This window comes from Embleya sp. NBC_00896 (assembly GCF_045207785.1).
Classification (GTDB): Bacteria; Actinomycetota; Actinomycetes; order Streptomycetales; family Streptomycetaceae; genus Embleya.
On sequence record NZ_CP108776.1, the window covers coordinates 1,194,658 to 1,213,432 of the forward strand.

Annotated in this window: 18 protein-coding genes and 1 tRNA gene; 4 read left to right on the plus strand and 15 right to left on the minus strand. The window is 70.5% G+C overall.

The genetic code is table 11. The annotated features are described in order from the left end of the window. Window positions 1-10: 10 nt before the first annotated feature. The 3 genes from OG928_RS05725 to thrS form a co-directional block, all read right to left on the minus strand. Window positions 11-415, minus strand: a complete 405-nt coding sequence (locus tag OG928_RS05725) for a thiol-disulfide oxidoreductase DCC family protein (RefSeq protein ID WP_406280186.1) — start codon at window positions 413-415, stop codon at window positions 11-13. 55 nt (window positions 416-470) lie between these two features. Beyond that, window positions 471-1,031 carry an HIT family protein gene (locus tag OG928_RS05730; RefSeq protein ID WP_406280188.1) on the minus strand — a complete coding sequence of 187 codons (561 nt, stop codon included), beginning with the start codon at window positions 1,029-1,031 and terminating at the stop codon, window positions 471-473. Between the two features lie 91 nt (window positions 1,032-1,122). Continuing rightward, a complete protein-coding gene (gene thrS, locus OG928_RS05735) occupies window positions 1,123-3,102 on the minus strand; it encodes a threonine--tRNA ligase (RefSeq protein ID WP_406280190.1) in 1,980 nt (659 codons plus the stop codon). A 289-nt stretch (window positions 3,103-3,391) separates the two neighbouring features. Here thrS and OG928_RS05740 point away from each other — a divergent pair, with 289 nt between their 5' ends. The 3 genes from OG928_RS05740 to OG928_RS05750 are packed head-to-tail and all read left to right on the plus strand — an operon-like array spanning window position 3,392 to window position 5,270. Next, window positions 3,392-3,802 (plus strand): hypothetical protein, encoded by a 411-nt coding sequence (locus tag OG928_RS05740; protein ID WP_406280192.1) that lies wholly within the window; start codon window positions 3,392-3,394, stop codon window positions 3,800-3,802. Window positions 3,803-3,858: 56 nt separating this feature from the next. After that, a complete protein-coding gene (locus OG928_RS05745; RefSeq protein ID WP_406280194.1) occupies window positions 3,859-4,581 on the plus strand; it encodes a DUF3105 domain-containing protein in 723 nt (240 codons plus the stop codon). After that, window positions 4,578-5,270, plus strand: coding sequence for a DUF305 domain-containing protein (locus OG928_RS05750; protein ID WP_406280196.1), 693 nt, complete (start codon window positions 4,578-4,580; stop codon window positions 5,268-5,270). Before OG928_RS05745 ends, OG928_RS05750 begins: the two co-directional genes overlap by 4 nt. Window positions 5,271-5,459: 189 nt before the next feature. Here the strand turns inward: OG928_RS05750 and OG928_RS05755 are convergent, their stop codons facing one another. The 8 genes from OG928_RS05755 to OG928_RS05790 form a co-directional block, all read right to left on the minus strand. Then, window positions 5,460-6,080, minus strand: a complete 621-nt coding sequence (locus OG928_RS05755; protein WP_406280198.1) for a DedA family protein — start codon at window positions 6,078-6,080, stop codon at window positions 5,460-5,462. 260 nt (window positions 6,081-6,340) lie between these two features. After that, window positions 6,341-7,369, minus strand: coding sequence for a LacI family DNA-binding transcriptional regulator (locus OG928_RS05760; RefSeq protein WP_406280200.1), 1,029 nt, complete (start codon window positions 7,367-7,369; stop codon window positions 6,341-6,343). Continuing rightward, window positions 7,366-8,889 (minus strand): GH1 family beta-glucosidase, encoded by a 1,524-nt coding sequence (locus OG928_RS05765; protein WP_406280202.1) that lies wholly within the window; start codon window positions 8,887-8,889, stop codon window positions 7,366-7,368. The genes OG928_RS05760 and OG928_RS05765 overlap by 4 nt, the downstream gene beginning before the upstream one ends. A 59-nt stretch (window positions 8,890-8,948) precedes the next feature. Next, window positions 8,949-9,884 carry a carbohydrate ABC transporter permease gene (locus OG928_RS05770; protein WP_406280204.1) on the minus strand — a complete coding sequence of 312 codons (936 nt, stop codon included), beginning with the start codon at window positions 9,882-9,884 and terminating at the stop codon, window positions 8,949-8,951. 1 nt (window position 9,885) lies between these two features. Next, window positions 9,886-10,860 (minus strand): carbohydrate ABC transporter permease, encoded by a 975-nt coding sequence (locus OG928_RS05775; RefSeq protein WP_406290804.1) that lies wholly within the window; start codon window positions 10,858-10,860, stop codon window positions 9,886-9,888. A gap of 182 nt (window positions 10,861-11,042) precedes the next feature. Then, complete coding sequence (locus OG928_RS05780; RefSeq protein ID WP_406280206.1) at window positions 11,043-12,350, minus strand: ABC transporter substrate-binding protein; 1,308 nt, start codon at window positions 12,348-12,350, stop codon at window positions 11,043-11,045. Window positions 12,351-13,209: 859 nt separating this feature from the next. Continuing rightward, window positions 13,210-13,281, minus strand: a tRNA-Val gene (locus tag OG928_RS05785). A gap of 57 nt (window positions 13,282-13,338) precedes the next feature. Next, window positions 13,339-13,791, minus strand: a complete 453-nt coding sequence (locus OG928_RS05790) for a TIGR02611 family protein (protein ID WP_406280208.1) — start codon at window positions 13,789-13,791, stop codon at window positions 13,339-13,341. Window positions 13,792-14,136: 345 nt separating this feature from the next. Here OG928_RS05790 and OG928_RS05795 point away from each other — a divergent pair, with 345 nt between their 5' ends. Further along, complete coding sequence (locus tag OG928_RS05795) at window positions 14,137-14,550, plus strand: SsgA family sporulation/cell division regulator (RefSeq protein ID WP_161356292.1); 414 nt, start codon at window positions 14,137-14,139, stop codon at window positions 14,548-14,550. A gap of 447 nt (window positions 14,551-14,997) precedes the next feature. Here OG928_RS05795 and OG928_RS05800 read toward each other — a convergent pair whose 3' ends face one another. The 4 genes from OG928_RS05800 to OG928_RS05815 form a co-directional block, all read right to left on the minus strand. After that, entirely contained in the window at window positions 14,998-15,501 is a 504-nt protein-coding gene (locus tag OG928_RS05800; protein ID WP_406280210.1) for a hypothetical protein, read from the minus strand. 204 nt (window positions 15,502-15,705) lie between these two features. Then, complete coding sequence (locus OG928_RS05805; RefSeq protein WP_406280212.1) at window positions 15,706-16,443, minus strand: GNAT family N-acetyltransferase; 738 nt, start codon at window positions 16,441-16,443, stop codon at window positions 15,706-15,708. A gap of 188 nt (window positions 16,444-16,631) precedes the next feature. Next, window positions 16,632-17,456 (minus strand): aminotransferase class IV, encoded by an 825-nt coding sequence (locus OG928_RS05810; protein ID WP_406280213.1) that lies wholly within the window; start codon window positions 17,454-17,456, stop codon window positions 16,632-16,634. Further along, window positions 17,453-18,658, minus strand: coding sequence for a chorismate-binding protein (locus OG928_RS05815; protein ID WP_406280215.1), 1,206 nt, complete (start codon window positions 18,656-18,658; stop codon window positions 17,453-17,455). The genes OG928_RS05810 and OG928_RS05815 overlap by 4 nt, the downstream gene beginning before the upstream one ends. Between the last annotated feature and the right edge of the window lie 117 nt (window positions 18,659-18,775).

An 18,775-nucleotide genomic window follows, 5' to 3' on the forward strand; every position in this document is an offset into this window, starting at 1 on the left:
GCTCGGCGGGTCACACCGTGGGCTTGACGGTATCCGGCCGCAGGTGGGCCGGCATCGCGCAGGAGGGTGTGCCGCCCGGCATACGATCACGATTGTCGGCGACCAGGCGGTAGACACCGTGCGCCGCGATGCTGACCGGCTGCACGCGCAGCGCGCCGCCGGCGAACGCCCACGGGCCGCCGGCGTTCATGAACAGCTTGGCCACCGCGTTGTGCCCGCCGTAGATCGTGCCGACGGGGGTCACCCACAGGATTTCGTGCTCGGCGCGGTGCTGCTCGACGCCGAGCTCCTCCAGTTCGGCGAACTGCCACGCCACGACGTCGGCGTCGAACGGGATGTACTTCTGCGCGAACTCCACCGCGCGCGTGCAAAATCCGCAGTCGCCGTCGTATACGAGAACCGGTCGTGCGCTCACTGCTCTTCTCTCCTCAACCGCTTCGCCCCGTGCAACCGAGCCCCCCGGCCCAACGTCAACCGGCCGGCCAGGCGGCGGCCAGCATCTCGCGCGTGTCCGCCAGCAGTTGCGGCAACACCTTGGTGTGCCCGACCACGGGCATGAAGTTCGTGTCGCCGCCCCAGCGCGGAACGATGTGCTGGTGCAGGTGCGCGGCGATCCCCGCCCCCGCGACGTGCCCCTGATTCATCCCGATGTTGAACCCCTGCGCGCCGGAGACCTTGCGCAGCGTGGCCATCCCGGACTTGGTGAACCGCGCGAGCTCGTCGGTCTCGGCGTCGTCCAGGTCGGTGTAGTCGGGCACGTGCCGATACGGCACGACCATCATGTGCCCACCGTTGTACGGGTACAGGTTGAGCACCGCGTAGACCTGCTCACCACGCGCGACGACGAGCCCGTCGACGTCACTCAACGACGGAATCCGGCAGAACGGGCAATCGTCGTCGGTCGTCGGCCCCGACGGCTTGTTCTCACCCTTGATGTACGCCATCCGATGGGGAGTCCACAGCCGGGCAAAGGCATCCGGCCCCCCAACCCCATCCTGGATCTCGGGCTCGCTCGTCATGCCAGGAAGCATATGCCGTGGCCGCGAACGGCCCGTGCCCCGGTGACGGTGCGACGGTCACCGGGGCACGGAACTCCCCGCGACGAACGCGGGGCCGCGCGGGTCAGACCTGGATGCGGTCCTGGACGGCCTTGACGATCTCGGCGACCGCGTCGTCGACCGGGATGCCGTTGTTCTGCTCGCCGTTGCGGTAGCGGAAGGAGACCGCGCCCGCGGCGGCGTCCTCGTCGCCGGCGAGGAGCATGTACGGGATCTTGTTCTTGTTCGCGTTGCGGATCTTCTTCTGCATCCGGTCCGCGGAGTCGTCGATCTCGACCCGGATGGCGTGTGCCTTGAGCTTGGCCGCCACCTCTTCGAGGTAGGGGACGTGCTCCTCGGTGATCGGGATGCCGACCACCTGGACCGGCGCGAGCCACGGCGGCATCTTGCCCGCGTAGTGCTCCAGCAGGACCGCGAAGAAGCGCTCGATCGAGCCGAACAGGGCGCGGTGGATCATCACCGGGCGCTGCCGCGAGCCGTCGGACGCGGTGTACTCCAGGTCGAAGCGCTCGGGCAGGTTGAAGTCCACCTGGATGGTCGACATCTGCCAGGTCCGGCCGATCGCGTCCTTCGTCTGGACCGAGATCTTGGGGCCGTAGAACGCGGCGCCGCCCGGGTCGTCGACGAGGTCGAGGCCCTGCTTCTGCGCGGCCTGGCGCAGCGTCTCGGTGGCCTCGGCCCAGTTCTCGTCGGTGCCGATCGACTTCTCCGGGTCCCGGGTGGACAGCTCCAGGTAGAAGTCGTTCAACCCGTAGTCGCGAAGCAGGTTCAGCACGAACGTCAGCAGCGAGTCGAGCTCGTCGGCCATCTGCTCGCGCGTGCAGTAGATGTGCGCGTCGTCCTGGGTGAAGCCACGCGCGCGGGTCAGGCCGTGCACGACGCCCGACTTCTCGTAGCGGTAGACCGTGCCGAACTCGAACAGGCGCATCGGGAACTCGCGGTAGGAGCGGCCCCGGGCCCGGTAGATCAGGTTGTGCATGGGGCAGTTCATGGGCTTGAGGTAGTAGCTCTGGCCCTCGTCCAGCTCCATGGGCGGGTACATGCCGTCGGCGTACCAGTCGAGGTGGCCCGACAGCTCGAAGAGCTTGCCCTTGGTGGCGTGCGGCGTGTACACGAACTCGTAGCCGGCCTCCTCGTGCCGGCGGCGCGAGTAGTCCTCCATGGTGCGGCGGATGATGCCGCCCTTGGGGTGGAAGACCGCCAGGCCCGAGCCGATCTCCTCGGGGATCGAGAACAGGTCGAGCTCGGCGCCGAGCTTGCGGTGGTCGCGCTTCTCGGCCTCCTCCAGGAAGGTCGTGTACTCCTTGAGCGCTTCCTTGCTCGGCCACGCGGTGCCGTAGATCCGCTGGAGCTGCTTGTTCTTCTCGCTGCCGCGCCAGTAGGCAGCGGCCGAGCGCATCAACTTGAACGCCGGGATGTTGCGGGTGGTGGGCAGGTGCGGGCCTCGGCAGAGGTCCTTCCAGCACAGCTCGCCGGTCTTGGGGTTCAGGTTGTCGTAGATGGTCAGCTCACCCGCGCCGACCTCGGCCTCCGCGCCTTCGGCGGCGGTCGAGGCGGAGCCCTTGAGGCCGATCAGTTCCAGCTTGTACGGCTCGTCCGCGAGCTCGGCGCGCGCGTCCTCGTCGGTGGTGACGCGGCGCGCGAAGCGCTGGCCCTGCTTGATGATCTCCTGCATCTTCTTCTCGATGCGCTTGAGATCGTCGGGGTGGAACGGGGTCTCGACGTCGAAGTCGTAGTAGAAGCCGTCGCGAATCGGCGGGCCGATGCCGAGCTTGGCCTCCGGGAACAGCTCCTGCACGGCCTGCGCCATCACGTGCGCGGCCGAGTGGCGCAGGATGTTCAGGCCGTCCGGGGAGTCGATCAGGACCGGCTCGATCTCGTCGCCGTCGGCCACGACGTACGCGAGGTCCTTGAGCTCACCGGCCACGCGCGCGGCCACGACGGTGCGGTCGCCGGCGAAGAGCTCGGCGGCCGTCGTGCCCGTGGTCACCACGCGCTCATCCCGATCCGGGTCGCGGCTGATGGTCACTCGGGCTTCGGACACCGTTCGTCTCCTGACGTGTGGTCGACGCGCTTGACGCGTCGTGGTGTGTCTTGGGGTGGTGCGTGCGTGCGTGTGGTGCGTATGGGTGGTGCGTGTGTCGTACGTCCGTGTCGGGCGTCGGGACGCTCCGGGAACGATGTTATCGAGCCGCCGGCGTCGGCCACGCCCCGGTTTCACCGGGCGCGTGGGCATCCGCGGGGACGCCCGCACCGTCACGACGAAGTCACGACCACGAAAGTTCAAGCCCCGACTTCCCATCGGGTCGCCCGTTCGGGTGAGAATAGGGCCCGTGACACGACGGATGGCCTCGCTGGCGGTCCCGCTACGGCCGGTGGTCCGGTTGTTGGCCGGGGCCGTGCTGGCGTGCGCCGCGCTGCTGGGCAGCGCCTTTCCGATTCACGCGGCCTCGGTGCCCACGACCATGAACGTCCCGACGGTGTGCCCGTTCCACCACTCGGCGCACGAGCAGCGCGACGGCGGCGGTCCGGACGACCACGGCGACGGGTCGGGCGGGTGCGGCAACCGTACGCACACCTGCCTGCCCGCGACCGTGCCCCCGCTGCCGCCGGTGGTCGCGCCCGCGCCGTTCGCGGTGATCCCGCCGTGGCTGGCCGACCCGGACGCCAGTGGCGTCGCGCTCGCGCCCGCACCGGCCAAGGACGCTCCCGACCTGACGGTGCTCTGCGTCAGTCGTACGTGATCCGCGCGGCACACCTTCGCACGGTCCACTGACGAATCCCGGAATAAGGCGGAGCCATGGGGCAACAGTCCCCCAACACCTCGAAGAAGCAGAGCAAGGCGGAGCGGTCCGCCAAGATGGCGGCGACCCGTGAGCGCGTGGCCCTCCAGCGCGAGCGTGAGCGCAAGGCCGCCAAGCGTCGCTCGGCGATCATCTTCGCCGCGTCCGGCGTCGCGGTCATCGCCCTGGTCGCGGGTCTCACCGCGGTGGTGATGTCCTCCTCGGACGACGAGAAGAAGTCCAGCGCCAACAACGTCATCGCCGAGGTCACGGCCGATCCGGGCAGTACGAGTGCCATCCAGGGCGTGAGCACGTTCAAGGCGGCCCAGGGCCACCTCCAGAAGGCCCAGGACGTCACCTACAAGCAGTCCCCGCCGGTCGGCGGCCAGCACGACGTGGCCTGGCAGAACTGCGGCATCTACGACGCGCCGATAGCGGATCGCAACGGTGTCCACTCGCTCGAACACGGCGCGGTGTGGATCACCTACAAGCCGGGCCTGCCCGCCGATCAACTGGACCTGCTCAAGTCCAAGGTCAAGGGCAAGACGTACATGCTGCTGACCCCGTACGAGGGCCTGTCGACGCCGATCACGGCCACCGCGTGGGGTCTCCAGCTCAAGCTCGACCAGGCCAACGACCCGCGCCTGGACGCGTTCATCGCCGCGTACAAGGAGGGTCCGCAGACCCCCGAGCCCGGCGCGGCGTGCACGGGCGGCATCGGGAAGCCGACGAACGGATGAGGGCCCGCTCACGCGTCGCGGTGATCGTGGCGACCGGCCTGCTCGCGGTGCCGGCCCTCGCGGCGTGCTCGTCGGACGACGCGGACAAGACGGCGCCCGCCCCGACGGCCACGCGCACGCTCGGTGCCGCGGCGCCCGCCGTGCAGAACGCGGCGGCGGACGACTCGGTCGACGCCGGGTTCGCGCGCGACATGCGCACGCACCACGCGCAGGCCGTGCAGATGTCGATGATGATCCGCGATCTGACCCAGGACGAGCCGACCCGCAGGCTCGCGTACGACATCGCGCTGACCCAGCAGGAACAGATCGGCCGGATGGCGGCCTGGCTCCAGATGTGGGGGCTGACCATCGGTTCGTCCCGCCCGGTCATGCAGTGGATGACGCCCGGTTCGATGCCGGGCCACTCCGGCCACGGCACGCCGTCGGCGGGCGCGGACACCCAGTTGATGCCGGGCATGGCCACCCAGGCCCAGCTCGACCAACTGGCGACGCTGCGCGGCAAGGACGCCGAGGTGATGTTCCTGCGGCTGATGATCGCGCACCACGAGGCGGGTGTGGCGATGGCGCGCGAGGGCGTCTCGCGCGCTCAGGTGCAGCAGGTCCGCGACCTGGCGAACACTATGGTCGTGGGGCAGAGCGGGGAGATCGACCTGATGCGCTCGATGCTCGCCGAGCGCGGCGCGCCGTAGCGGTTCGGGCGGGCGGAGCGGGCCCGGGGTGAATGCCCCGGCCCGCTGTTGTCGGTGTGCACGACTGTGGGGCACGGGATCGTCGATCCCGTGCCCCACAGTCGTTCTGTCGTCACAGTCGATTCATCGGTGTGGCGGTGTGGCGGTGCGTCGTTTCGTCGCCTCGCGTGTGCCGTGCCGGCTGTCCGGTCAGACCTCCACGGTCGACTCGGCCGTGCCGCGCCGGCGCCGCACGACGCGGACGACACGTGCCGGCACGCCGACGATCAGCGGCACCGACGCGCCGAGCGCCATCCCGCCGAGCGCGACGAACAGCGGGCTGTCCTGGACGAGCCGGCCGGCCAGCGTGCCGATCGCCATCGCGTACGACACCGAGATCGTCGCTCCGACCAGCGTCGCGGCTTGGAACTGCGGGCGCGGATAGCCGAGCCGGCCGGCCAACATGTTGACGGCGGTCCGACCGCCGGGCAGGAAGCGGGCCGCGATCAGCGCGGACATGCCGCCCTTGGCGAGTGCGGCGCGCGCGAGGTCCATGGCCTTTTGCCGCCGCGGTCCGAGCACGGCGTCGCCCCCGCGGCGAAGCCGGGCGCGGCCCACGGCGTAGGCGCACTGGTCTCCGATGAACGCGCCGATCCCGGCGGTCACGAAGACGAGGAGGATGTACCTGATGTCACCGTCCGCGACCGCTCCCGCGGCCATCACGAGTTCGTCACCGGGCACGATCGGAAGCAGGGCATCGACAAAAACGCTCAGTGGCATCACCAGCCACAGCCATGGGGAGAACAACAAGCCGGTCCCGGCGCCGGTCACGGGCGGACCCCCGCCCGCGCGCAGGATCTCGGTAGGCAGGTATCGGTCACCGGGAGATCATCGCGCGATCGCCCATCCCCCGGGACATCGGGTCCTCGACACTGCCCGTCCGGTGGCGTGATACGGGCCGAAAAACACCGATCTCAAGGCCCGGATCCGAGGGAAAGTCGTACGCGTTCGATGTCGACATGTCGTGACGATCGTTTCGCGGTCGTCTCATCGACTCGCGTCCGGTCGCTCGCGTCCGGCCGGCCTCCGGCTCACGAGGAGCTCCGCGCCACCAGCGTGGTGGGCAGCACAGCGGGGTCGGCGGGCGCGCCGCCGGCGATCCGGTGCAGCAGCAGACGGGTCATCAGGCGGCCCTGCTCCTCGACGTTTTGCCGCACCGTGGTGAGCGCGGGCTCGGCCCACCCCGCGACGTCGTCCGCGTCGTCGAAGCCGACGATGGCGACGTCGTCGGGGATCCGTCGGCCCGCCTCGGCCAGTACCGCCATCGCGCCGAGCGCCATCAGGTCGGACGCCGCGAACACCGCGTCGAGCCCCGGCTCCTCGGCCAGCAGCGCCCGCATCGCGGCCGCCCCGCCGGCGCGGCTGAAGTCGCCGTGCGCCACGAGCGCGGGTCCCGGCACCGCGTCGAGGTAGCCGCGCAGCCGGTCGACGCCCGCGCACATGTCCTGCGGCCCGGCGATGGTGGCGATCCGCCGCCGCCCGCGGCCGCGCAGGTGCTCGACCGCCGCGCGGGCTCCGCCCACGTTGTCGGCGTCGACGTAGACGAAGTCGGCGGCCGGACCGAGCGGCCGGCCGCCCACCACCACCGGCATCCCGGACGCGTGCAGCCGGCCCACGAGCGTGTCGTCGCCGTGCAGCGACACGAGCAGCGCGCCGTCCACGTGGCCGCCGCGCAGGTAGCGCTCCAGCCGGTCCTGTTGCACGGCCGTCCGCACCATCATCAGCACGAGCTGGTTGTCGGTGTCGGCCAGCTCGGCGCTCACCGAACGCATGATCGCCGACAGGTACGGATCGCCGAACAACCGCGTCGCCGGCTCCTGGATCACCAGGGCCACCGAGTCGGTCCGGCGGGTGACGAGGGTGCGGGCCGCACGGTTGGGCACGTACCCGGTCCGCGCGATCGCCGCCTCGACCGCCTCGCGCACCTGTGGGCTGACCTTGGGCGAGCTGTTGATCACCCGGGAAACGGTGGCGCGGGACACCCCGGCCACCGCGGCCACCGTCTCCAGGGTCGGCGGTTCCGCCGCCGCGGCGGCCTCGTGCCCGTCAGTGCTGGTCAATGCTCCCCATTCCGTCCGCCGTCCGCCGTCCCGTCCGGAACGCGCTCGGTCCCGGCCACCCCGTTGCCGGCGATCATCGACGCGTACCACCGGGCGCTGCGCTTGGCCGTGCGCCGGCCCGTCGCGAAGTCGACGTGCACGATGCCGAAGCGCTTCGCGTAGCCGTAGGCCCATTCGAAATTGTCCAACAGGGACCACACGAAGTAGCCCCGGACGTCCACCCCGTCCGCGATCGCGCGCCGCACCGCCGCGATGTGCGCCGCGAGGTAGGCGATGCGCTCGCCGTCCGCGATCGCGCCGGCCGCGTCCACCCGGTCGTCGTCGTACGCCGCGCCGTTCTCGGTGACCATCAGCGCCAGCCCGGGCGCCTGTGCGTGCACGCGCGCGAGCACCTCGTAGAGCCCGTCCGGGTCGATCCCCCAGCCCATCGCGGTGCGGGCGCCGGGAGTCTGTTCGAAGCGCACGTCCGCGCACCCGGGCCACGGGGAGTACGCGCTCGCCCCGTGGCCGTCGTCGCGGACCGGCGTGGTCGGGTCGGCGCCGCCGCCGACGAGCAGCGGCGTGTAGTAGTTGACGCCGAGCACGTCGATCGGCCGGGCGATCTCGGCGAGGTCGCCTGCGCGCACGAACGCCCAGTCGGTCACCGCGGCGGTGTCGCGGAGCACGTCCGCCGGGTAGTCGCCGCGCAGCAGCGGGTCGAGGAAGATCCGGTTGGCGAGGCCGTCCACGCGTCGCGCGGCGTCGAGGTCCTCGGGCCGGCGCGAGGCGGGGCGGACGGCGGCCGGATTGAGCGTGATCCCGATCCGGTGCCCGCTGGGCAACTCGGCCCGCAGCGCCTCGACGCCGCGGCCGTGCGCGAGGAGCAGGTGGTGGTGCGCGCGCAGGGACAGTTCGGCGTCGGTGTGGCCGGGCGCGTGCACGCCCGAGCCGTGTCCCAGGAACGCCGAACACCACGGCTCGTTGAGCGTGGTCCAGTGGCGCACCCGGTCGCCCAGTCGCGCCGCGACTAGCCGCGCGTAGTCGGCGAACCGCGACGCGGTCACGCGCGCTCCCCACCCGCCGGCGTCCTGGATCGCCTGTGGCAGGTCCCAGTGGTAGAGCGTCACGTACGGATCCACGCCGTGCGCCAGGAGTTCGTCCACGAGCCGGTCGTAGAAATCGAGCCCGGCGACGTTGACGCGGCCCTTGCCGGCGGGCAGCACGCGGGCCCAGGAGATCGAGAACCGGTAGGCGCCCAGGCCGAGTTCGGCCATCAGCGCGACGTCCTCGCGGTAGCGGTGGTAATGGTCGGTGGCCACGTCGCCGGTGTCGCCGGCGTGTACACGCCCGGGGGTGTGGCTGAAGGTGTCCCAGATCGAGGGCGCCCGGCCGTCCTCGGCCGCGGCTCCCTCGATCTGGTAGGCGGCGGTGGCGGCGCCCCAGACGAAGCCGGGCGGGAACACCTCCCCCGGCGGAGGCGATTGCGGCTGGGTCCGCGGCGGCTGCAACTGCGGCGCCTGAGCTGTCCCGTTGTTCGTCATCGGGGTGATTTCCTTTCCCCACACGGAATTTGGCGATGGCCGGATGATCCGCCGCGGGATCAGCCCTTGACCGCGCCCTGCATGATGCCGCCGACGATCTGCCGGCCGAGCAGCCCGAACACGATCAGCACGGGCAGCGTGCCGAGCAGCGTTCCGGCGAGGATGATCGACTGGTCGTGCACGTAGCCGCCGCCGAGCGAGTTGATGGCGACCTGCACGGTCGGATTGCTCGACGACAGGGCGATGATCGGCCAGAAGAAGTCGTTCCACGTGGTCATGAACGTGAGCAGACCCAGCACCGCCATCGCGGGGCGGGCGATCGGGACGACGATCGACCAGAAGATCCGCGCGTACGACGCGCCGTCCACGCGCCCGGCCTCGATCAGTTCGTCCGGCAGCGCCTCCATCAGGTACTGCCGCATGAAGAACACCCCGAACGCGGTGACCAGCGTGGGCAGGATGACGGCCTGGAGCTGGTTCACCCACTCCAGCTCGGCCATGATCATGAACAGCGGGATCAGCCCGAGTTGCGGCGGGATCATCATCGTCGCGACCGTGAATCCGAGCAGGATGCCGCGCCCGCGAAAGCGCAGCTTGGCGAACGCGAATCCGGCGAGCGTCGAGCACACGACGGTGCCGGCGGCGACGGTGACCGACACGATCGTCGAGTTGATCAGCGCCTGCACGATGTCGGCCTCGTCGAGCGCCTTGTCGAAGTTGGCGAGCAGGTTGCCGCCCGGTGTGAAGGGCGGCGGCACGTGGTTGATGTCCGCGTTGCTGCGGGTCGCCGCGACGATCGACCAGTAGAAGGGGAGGATCGAGAGCAGCGTGGCGAAGCCGAGGATGACGTAGACGAGCGGGCCGCCGTGGAGTTGGCGGCCTCGGCGCGAACGGCGGGGGCGGCGGGAGGTGCCGTGGCCGCCGGGTCGCTTGGCTGCGGAGGCGGCGTCGGCGGCCGGAACCACCTTGTTCGGTACGGCCGTTGCGTTCTCCATGTCAGCGGCCCTCTCGGTTTGCGGAGGTTCGGGATCGAAGCGCGGCGCGCTTCGGGGCCCGCTGCTCGCGGCGCGCACGCTGCGCGGAGATCAGCGCGTTGACCCCGATGACGAGGACGATGATCAGGAAGGTCGTCCACGCGATCGCGGACGCCTTGCCGAGCGCGTAGTTGCTCCACCCGGTCTCGTACATGTACAGCCCGACGGTCTGGTACTGGTGCGACGCGCCGCCGCGCACGCCGATCGGACCGCCCTGGAGCAGCAGCGGTTCGGCGAAGATCTGCATCGCGCCGATGGTCGAGACCACGACGGTGAACAGGATGGTCGGCCGCAGCCCGGGGATGGTCACGTGCCGGAATTGGTGCCACGCCTTCGCGCCGTCGAGCGCGGCGGCCTCGTAGCGGTCGTGCGGGATCGCCTGCATCGCGGCGAGGTAGATCAGCGCGTTGTACCCGACCCAGCGCCACGTCACGATCGTCGAGATCGCGATCTGCGACGTCCACGTGCCGTTGTACCAGTCGATGGTGTCCACGCCGAACAGGCCGAGGAACCAGTTGACCATGCCGTAGTCGCGCCCGAACAAACCGCCGAACACGAGGGTCGCGGCGGCGACGGACGTCGCGTACGGCATCAGGATCGCGACCCGGAAGAAGGTCCGCCCGCGCAGCCGGTGATTGAGCAGATGGGCCAGGCCGAGCGCCATGCACAGCTGCGGGACGGTGGAGATCACGCCGATCGTGAACGTGTTGCGCAGCGACTTCCAGAAGAATTGGTCGTGCCACAGGTTGGTGTAGTTCGCCAACCCGAGCCACGTCATCTCGTCCGGATTCTGGAGGCGGACGCGGTGCAGCGAGATATAGCCCGTGTAGAGCAGCGGGAACAGGCCGAACGCGATGAACAGGACGAAGAACGGCGCGACGAACGCGTAGGGGGACGCGCGGTTGGCGCGTCGGCGCCAGAGCTGACGGGGCGTCATGGCGTGGGTGTGCGACGGATTTTCGGGCGGGGTCGGGTCGTCTGCCGGGGCCTCGTGGGCGAGGGAGGGTACGGCCATCGGGATCACTCCGTGCCGAACGGGGGATGGGCGGGGTCGGTTGCCGGGGATGTGGCGCGCGGCGGCCCGGCCGGGGGACGGTCGCCCGGGCCGCCGCGGTGGCGTCAGCTGCCGAGCGCGTTCTTGACCGCGTCGCGCGCCTGCTTCCACGCGTCGTCCGACTTGACGCCCTGCGCCTCCACCGCGGTCAGCGCGGTGGTGATGTTCTCCTTGACGTCGTTGTGCCGAACTCCCGTGATCTGTACGGGCATCTTTTCCGCGGCGACGCTGAAGATCTGACCGATCGGGGCGTTGTTGAAGTAGGTGTCCGTGGTCGCCTTGACGCTCTGGATCGCGCCGGTCTTGGACGGGAAGTTCCCCTGCTTCTGGAACATCTTGGTCTGCTGCTCGGGCGCGGTCAGCCACGCGATCAGGTCGGCGGCCTCCTTGTGGTGCTTGCCGCCCTTGGGGATCGCGAGGTACGCGCCGCCCCAGTTGCCGGTGGCGCCGGGGCCCGCCGCGACGTCCCACTTGCCCTTGCCCGCGTCGCCGGCCTGGGTCTTGATGTACCCGATCATCCACGCCGGGCAGGAGATCGACGCGAAGCCGTCGGCCGCGAACGCCTGGTTCCAGTCGCCTTGGAACTGTTGGAGCGCGGCGGACAACTTGGCGTCGGCGGCCTGGGCGGACAGATCCCAGGCGTGCTTGACGGTGGGGTTGGTGTCGTAGATCAGCTTGCCTGCCTCGTCGTAGTACGAGACCTGCTGCTGGCCGATCATCGCGTTGTACAGGCCGGTCACGCTGTCCAGGTAATGGGTCTTCTTGGGCGCGTTCGCCTGGAACTGCTTGCCGAGTTCGACGTAGCCCTCCCACGTCGACCAGCGCTGGGCGAGCTCGTTCCGGTCGGTGGGCAGGCCGGCCGCCCGGAACAGGTCGGGGCGATAGCAGATCGCCATCGGCCCGGTATCGGTCCCGGCGCCGAGCACCCTGCCGTCGGCGGTGGTGGCGGCCTTGCTCTTCCAGGGCAGGTACTCGGCGTTGCCGGCGGTAAGGGTGCCCAGGGTGTTCAGGTCGACCCACTTGTCCGGCTGGTTCTTCACGACGTCGGCGATCCGGCCGACCTCGATGCCGTGGATGTCGTCGAGCCCGCCACCACCGGCGAGGCGGGTCTGGACGGTGCGCCAGTAGTCCTCCTCCTTTTCGGTGTCGTGCTGGACGATCTTGATGTTCGGGTGCGCCTGCTGGTACTCGGCGTACAGCCCGGCCTCATCGAAGCCGAATGTGCCGAACAGGCCGACGTTCAGGGTGACTTTGCCGTCGGACGACCCGGAATCGCCGTCGCCGCCGCAACCGGCGAGCACGGATCCGGCCAGGAGCGCGGCACACAGGGCGGACAGCGCCCTGATTCGACCGCGAGCGTGGTGCGTGCGCATGGGAAGACCTCCTGATGGCTTACATCCGGGACGGGATGAGCGGAGCACTTCGTGCGTGGTGCGGTGGCGCGGTGGCCGTCGGTGGCCGCGGTGTCGAGCAAAGGGGCGTGCGGTGGCGCGGAGTTCGGTGGTGCCACGTGTGCTGCGCGGAAGGCCCGAGAGCGCCGAGTCTTGTACCGTGAGAGCGCTCTCACAACATGCTCAGGAGAGTGTCCTGCCCATGAGGCAGTGTCAATACTTCGACACCTGAACGTGACATCGCCCCGACAAGCACGACTGCCTAAGACTCATAAACGCGGGCCGCACAGGGGAGTTGGCGACCCAAAAGCACCATCACCGACGCACCTGACCGCGCGAAGTCCGCGCTTCGAACCCCTTCACCGGCCCCGACCGGGACAGCGACCGCTCCCTCGCCGAATCCCGCAACACCCGTCGGAGGGCGGTGAGGATGGCCGGGACGTTGCCCATCACGGCGATGGCTCACCACAGCGGGACGAGGTTGTCGAGCTCGAGCTCGCCGATCGGGGTGTCCGCCCGCTCGGCTTCGAAGCGCGCTCGTTGGTCTGTGTCCCGGGCTCCGCGGACGGCTCGGATCGTGCGCGGCAGTGGCTCGCCGGAGTGCATGGGGGCCGGCGGCCGTGGTCGCGCCGGGCGACCGATGTGGTGATGCCGCGACGCGTGATCTCCCGTCCCGGCGGATCTGTGTCATGTGGGGAGCGGGAAGGCGAAGCCCGAGGGCTTGTGGATCATGCGGTCTCGGGTCGCCGGGCGATGGTTGTAGACGCCCACTGCTGTACAAGACTGCTGTACACGCGTCAGAGCCCCGGATCATTTTCATGATCCGGGGCTCTGACCTGGGTGGGCGATACTGGGATCGAACCAGTGACCTCTTCGGTGTGAACGAAGCGCTCTCCCGCTGAGCTAATCGCCCGGGTGCAGGGAGAACATTACCGCATGGGTGAGGGAGGTTGTGCCCACCCCCGGTGGGTCAGAAGGGCAGGGCCATGCCGTACTTCCACAGGTAGAGGGCCACTGCGGCGCCGATCAGGATCAGGCCGATGACGAGCATGATCATGTTGCGGCGGCGGGTCCTCGGGTCGAGGGCGCGGTTGGCGGCCTTGGTGACCTTGTCCTTGGTCCACAGCAGGGTGCGCTGGGCCCAGACGAATTCGGTGCCGAGGACGGCGAGGCCCAGGAAGATGACCGCCCAGCCGGGGCCGGGGAGCGGGAGCATGATGATGCCGCCCACAATGATCGCGAAGCCGATGATGGCCACGCCGATCTGCCAGGTCATGTGCAAGGGCTTGGAGCGCTTGATGAAGGCAGGCGCGCGCGAGCCGAATGGTTTCGGCTCCTTGGCGGGCTTGCCGGGTTCCACCGCCGGGTCGGCGTCGGCTCCCCGTGTGGCGTTCGCGTCGTTCTGTGCGACCCCCGTGTCCATCGCTGGTCTCCCTCTCTCGTCGTACCGGCCGTCGTTCACCGGGCACCTCCGTCTGGACTTCGGCCGGAGCCGACAACGGCTTGGCTTGGCGTGACAACGCTACAAGGGGGCAGACGTTCGATGCAGGCCAGGCGGTTCGGCGCGGGCCCGAGTTCGGCATGAACTGAACGCCTGTTCCCTTCCCGAAATCATGCGGGCGAACGTTACACCTCCGCATCGCTCTTAAGGAGTACCCAGACGCCCGTATATCGGGCAGAGACGTTTACAGGAGGTCCACAGGTGGGATGTTGCGAACGCCGACGTGCGAATCCCCGAGCGCACACTGAGCGAAAGGCCATGGCGCTTATGAACACCACGGTCAGCTGTGAGCTGCACCTGCGCCTCGTCGTCTCGAGCGAGTCTTCATTGCCAGTCCCCGCGGGACTGCGGTATGACTCGTCGGACCCGTACGCCGTGCATGCGACCTTCCACACGGGTGCCGATGAGACTGTCGATTGGGTCTTTGCCCGCGACCTTCTCGCGGACGGGCTGCGTCAGCCCTCCGGCACCGGCGACGTTCGTGTGTGGCCCTCCCGAAGCCACGGACAGAGCATCGTCTGCATCGCCCTCAGCTCTCCGGAGGGCGAGGCCCTGCTCGAAGCGCCCGCACGGGCCTTGGAGTCGTTCCTGAAGCGTACGAACGCTGCCGTCACCCCCGGCAACGAGCATCGCTTCTTCGACCTCGACCGGGAACTGTCGCAGATCCTCGCCGAGAACTGAGTTCCCGGCACGGCGGACACGCCCCTGTCCGCGGCGCCCGGGTTGTACGTCAGCGCTCCGCCGCATCCACCATCCACAAGGTGGGCGTGGCGGAGCGTTTTCGTCGCGCCGAGCTTCCGACACGCGTCGGCGGGACGTCGGCCGGACGTCGGCCGGACCTCGAACACACGTCGAACACACGCCGAACGGGTGAATCGAACACTCCCCGCGATCGGACGATCCGAATACGTGCGCAGCGCAAAGAAAGCGCGCAGTCGAACACATTTTCCGGGCACGGCGGGTGCGCATGAGAATGCTTTCACATTCACCCCTGGGCGTGTCCCGTCGGGTACAGCGCGTGTTTACCCGCCGGGCGGAAATCCGCAAATCGGGATTCCCCGACTTCGGTTCCCGACCCGACGCCGACCCACCGCGCCACCCCGTCCGCAGCGGCCGCCCGCACTGGCACTAGATCCCGCGCTTGCGCAAGAGCTCCTCGATGTCCGCGAACTCGTCGTCGATCTCGCTCCGGGCGGATCGGCGCGAGCGCGGAGCGGCGGTCGGCTTCGGCTGTTGGGTGCGGGGCAGGGCGCCGCTCGCACCCGCGCCGCCGGTGAGCGCCGACAGATCCGGGGACGCCGTCGCGGACGAGTCCTTCCCGCTCGCGTCCTTTCGGCCGCCGACCATCCGCGCGATCATCAGCAGCATCACCGCGAACGCGAGGATCGCGACGCCGCCCCACGCCTTGATGCCGAAGGCCAGGTCGGTCGCCCAGTCGGTCGCGGCGCTGCCGACCCGGCGGGCCAGCGTGGCCAGGCCGGTCAGGTACAGGCCGATCGGGAAGAGCGCCGCGGCCGTCCACCGCGTCGCGTTCAGGAAACGTCGTTGGCGGGCTTTCTGTACCGCGATGACCAGGCCGAGACCCGTCAGCGCCATGCACAACGCGCCGGTGACCACATCTGCGCCGGACATGCGCTCGGCCTCCTCGTTCGGTACGTGGGTGTCGGTCGGTGTCGGTCGGGTCGGTCGACAGCCGTTGCCGCCCCTCCCTCCCATCGTGGCCGCCCAGGTCTGCGGACGCCACGATCGGCGGGCGGATCGGTACTCCGGGAGGACACCCGTCGGTCCTTCTCCTCCCCGTGGAGTACACCCAGGATCAGGGATGTACCCGATGGCTCACAGGATGGGTTTCCCCCAATAACGCGTGCGGGGCGCGAATCCCGCCGCCGTGCAGGGCTTGGTGTGGCCGCCGTCGGGGACGTCCGGGAGGTCGATGGACATCTCCGGCAGGCCCTGGACCGCCGTCACATGGCCGGCCGCGCGCAGCAGCGTCGCCGCCGCGTCCGGCGTCGGCGCGGCCAGCGCCAGGATGACGCCGTGTGCCACCCACACCACCGCGCCGTCGCCCAGCGTGTACGGCGCGGGCGCGGCCGGGTGGTCGAGGCGGGCCCGGGCCCGGGCCTCGGCCGCGGGGCCCGCCCAGCCGGCCTCGCGCAGACTCGCCGCGTGCCGGAGCAGCTCTGCGGCGCACCACTCGGCGCGCTCGTCGGTGTCCATCATCCGCACGCCGGACGGCAGGCCGGTAGTCCGCACCGGGGCCGCGAACCGGCGGCTGTCGGGGACGTACCCCAGCGCCTCGACCAGGCCGGTCGCCGCGCGGTTGCCCTCGGGGACGGCGGCCGCCATCCGGGTACAGCGCTCGACGCGCATGATCTCCTCGGCCGCGAGCATCGCCACGCACGCGTGGCCCCGTCTACGGCGCGACGGCAGGACCTGGATGTGCAGGATCCATCCGGTGCCCGCGCCCCATGGGCCCATCGGGGTCAGGTGCACGCCGCCGACGGCCCGGCCGTTGGCGCAGATCGAGTAGACGCCGTCACGGCCGGGCCCGGCCGGTCGCAAAGTGGTGGTCATCGCGTGGCCCCCGCCTTCCCCGGGCGCAGCGCCCCGTTACCGGCAGTGCTGCCCGCGCACGGACCCGGCCAACCTGCGAACGAGCGCGCGGAACACCTGCGAGCGACGGCGGGGAACACCGTGACGCCCGTGCCGCGACCGGAAACCTTCACCGACCACGGCGCGAGGGACGACCGGCCTCACCCCCGTCACGGGTCGATGTCGTCGGCCGCGCGGGCCGCGAAGGTCTCCATCGCCTTGCGGGTGACGGGCCCCGGTGCGACCAGTGCCCGGTCGTCGACCAGGTGCACGCCCTGCACGTCGCGCAACGACGAGGTCAGGAACACCTCGTCGGCCTCGGCCAACACCGACAGCGGCAGGTCGACCTCCTCGGCGCCGACCCATTCCAGCACCAAGGCGCGCGATACCCCGGCCAGGCAGCCTGCCGACAGCGGTGGGGTCACCACGCGGCCCTCCAGCACCAGGAACACGTTCGAGCCGGTGCCCTCGCACAGGTTGCCCGCGGTGTTCGCGAACAGCGCCTCGGTCGCGCCGCGCGCCGCCGCGTGGGCGAGCATCACGACGTTGTCGGCGTAGCTGGTGGTCTTGAGGCCGGTGGTCGGCGCGTTCTCGTTGCGCGTCCACGGGACGGTCACCACGGCCGTGCTCTCGCCGCGCTCCTTGGCGGCGCCGAGCGCGACCACCACGGTCGGGGCGGCGTCGCCGCGCTCGGAGCCAAGCGGCGACCGACCACCCGTGTAGGTGATCCGCAGTCGACCGGCGCCCGGCAGCGGGTTCGCCCGCAGCACCTCGTCGCACGCGTGCCGGATCAGCGCGTGGTCGGGATCGGGCAGCCCGAGACCGCGGGCCGAGCGGGTCAGCCGCTCCAGGTGCCGGGTCATCGCGAAGGCTCGGCCGCCCGTCGCCTTCATCGTCTCGAAGACGCCGTCGCCCACGGTCAGTCCGTGGTCGTCCACCCGGACGAAGCCCCGGTCGTGGTCGACGAGACCGTCGTTCAGCCAGATCTTGGTCATGAGCCCTCCGAGCCGATGATGTCGTCCTGTCCGCCGGACCCGGGTCCGCCGCGCCCGCGCCCGCCATACCCCTGTCCGGGGCTCTCCCGTCCGGCAGTGTCCCGCCCACCGGACTCCGGTACCGCGCTCTCCCGCCCACCGAAACCCGGCACCGCGCCCTCCCGCCCGGCGCCCTCCCGCCCACCGGACTCCGGCTCGGCGCCCTCCGGCCCCGCGACCGCGAGCAGGTTGCGGGCCTTGAGCCGCGTCTCGTCCCACTCCCGCTGCGGGTCCGAGTCGTACGTGATGCCGGCGCCCGTGCCGAAGCACAGCCGACCGTCCCGGACGAAGAAGCTGCGGATCCCCACCGCGAGCGACCCCTGCCGGCGATCCGCGTCGACCCAGCCGATCGCGCCGCAGTACGGGCCGCGCGGGACGGGTTCGAGCTCGTCGATGATCCGCAGCGCGCTGCTCTTGGGCGCGCCGCTGACCGAGCCGGGCGGGAAGGTCGCGGCGAGCAGCTCGGGCCAGCCGACGCCCGAGGCCAGCGTGCCGGCCACGGTGGAGACGAGGTGGACCAGGCCCGGATGCTTCTCGACCACGCACAGGTCGGGGACCGTGACCGAGCCGATCGCGGACGCCCGGCTCAGGTCGTTGCGGACCAGGTCGACGATCATCACGTTCTCGGCGTGGTCCTTGGGCAGCAGGTCGGCCTCGGTGCGGCCGGTGCCCTTGATCGGGCCGGACCAGACCCGGTCGCCGTCGCGATGGAGGTAGAGCTCGGGGGACGCGCACGCGACGTGGACGTCGTGGTCGGGCAGTCGGATCACCCCCGCGTACGGGGCGGGGTTGCCGTGCGCGAGCCGGCCCGCGAGGCCGACGATGTCGAAGTCGGCGGGCAGCGGCGCGGTGAGCATCCGGCACAGGTTGACCTGGTACACGTCGCCGGCGGCGATGTACTCGCGGATCCGGCGCACCCCGGCGCGGTAGGCGTCGGCGTCGAGCGAGTCGGTCCACGCGTCGGCGGGCGGCCCGGCCCACGGCGCGACCGGCAGCGGGGCCGGCCGTACGTCGTCGAAGCGCGCGCACAGCAGGTCGCCTTCGAAGTCGGCGACGACGGCCCAGAATCCGTGCGAGTCCAGGGCGGCCGGGTCACGCGTGACGTCACGCAGGCCGGTCGCCAAGCGCCCGCCGAGGTGGGCGAGAGGGAGTTGCCGGCTCACTTGTTCGCTTCCGAGGTCGTGACCGCGACGCCTGTGGAGGGTCGACGCGCGGGTCAGACCGTCCATTGTAGAAGGGCGTCCGCGCCCCCGGCCGGGCCGCCTTCGGGGGCCGCGGGG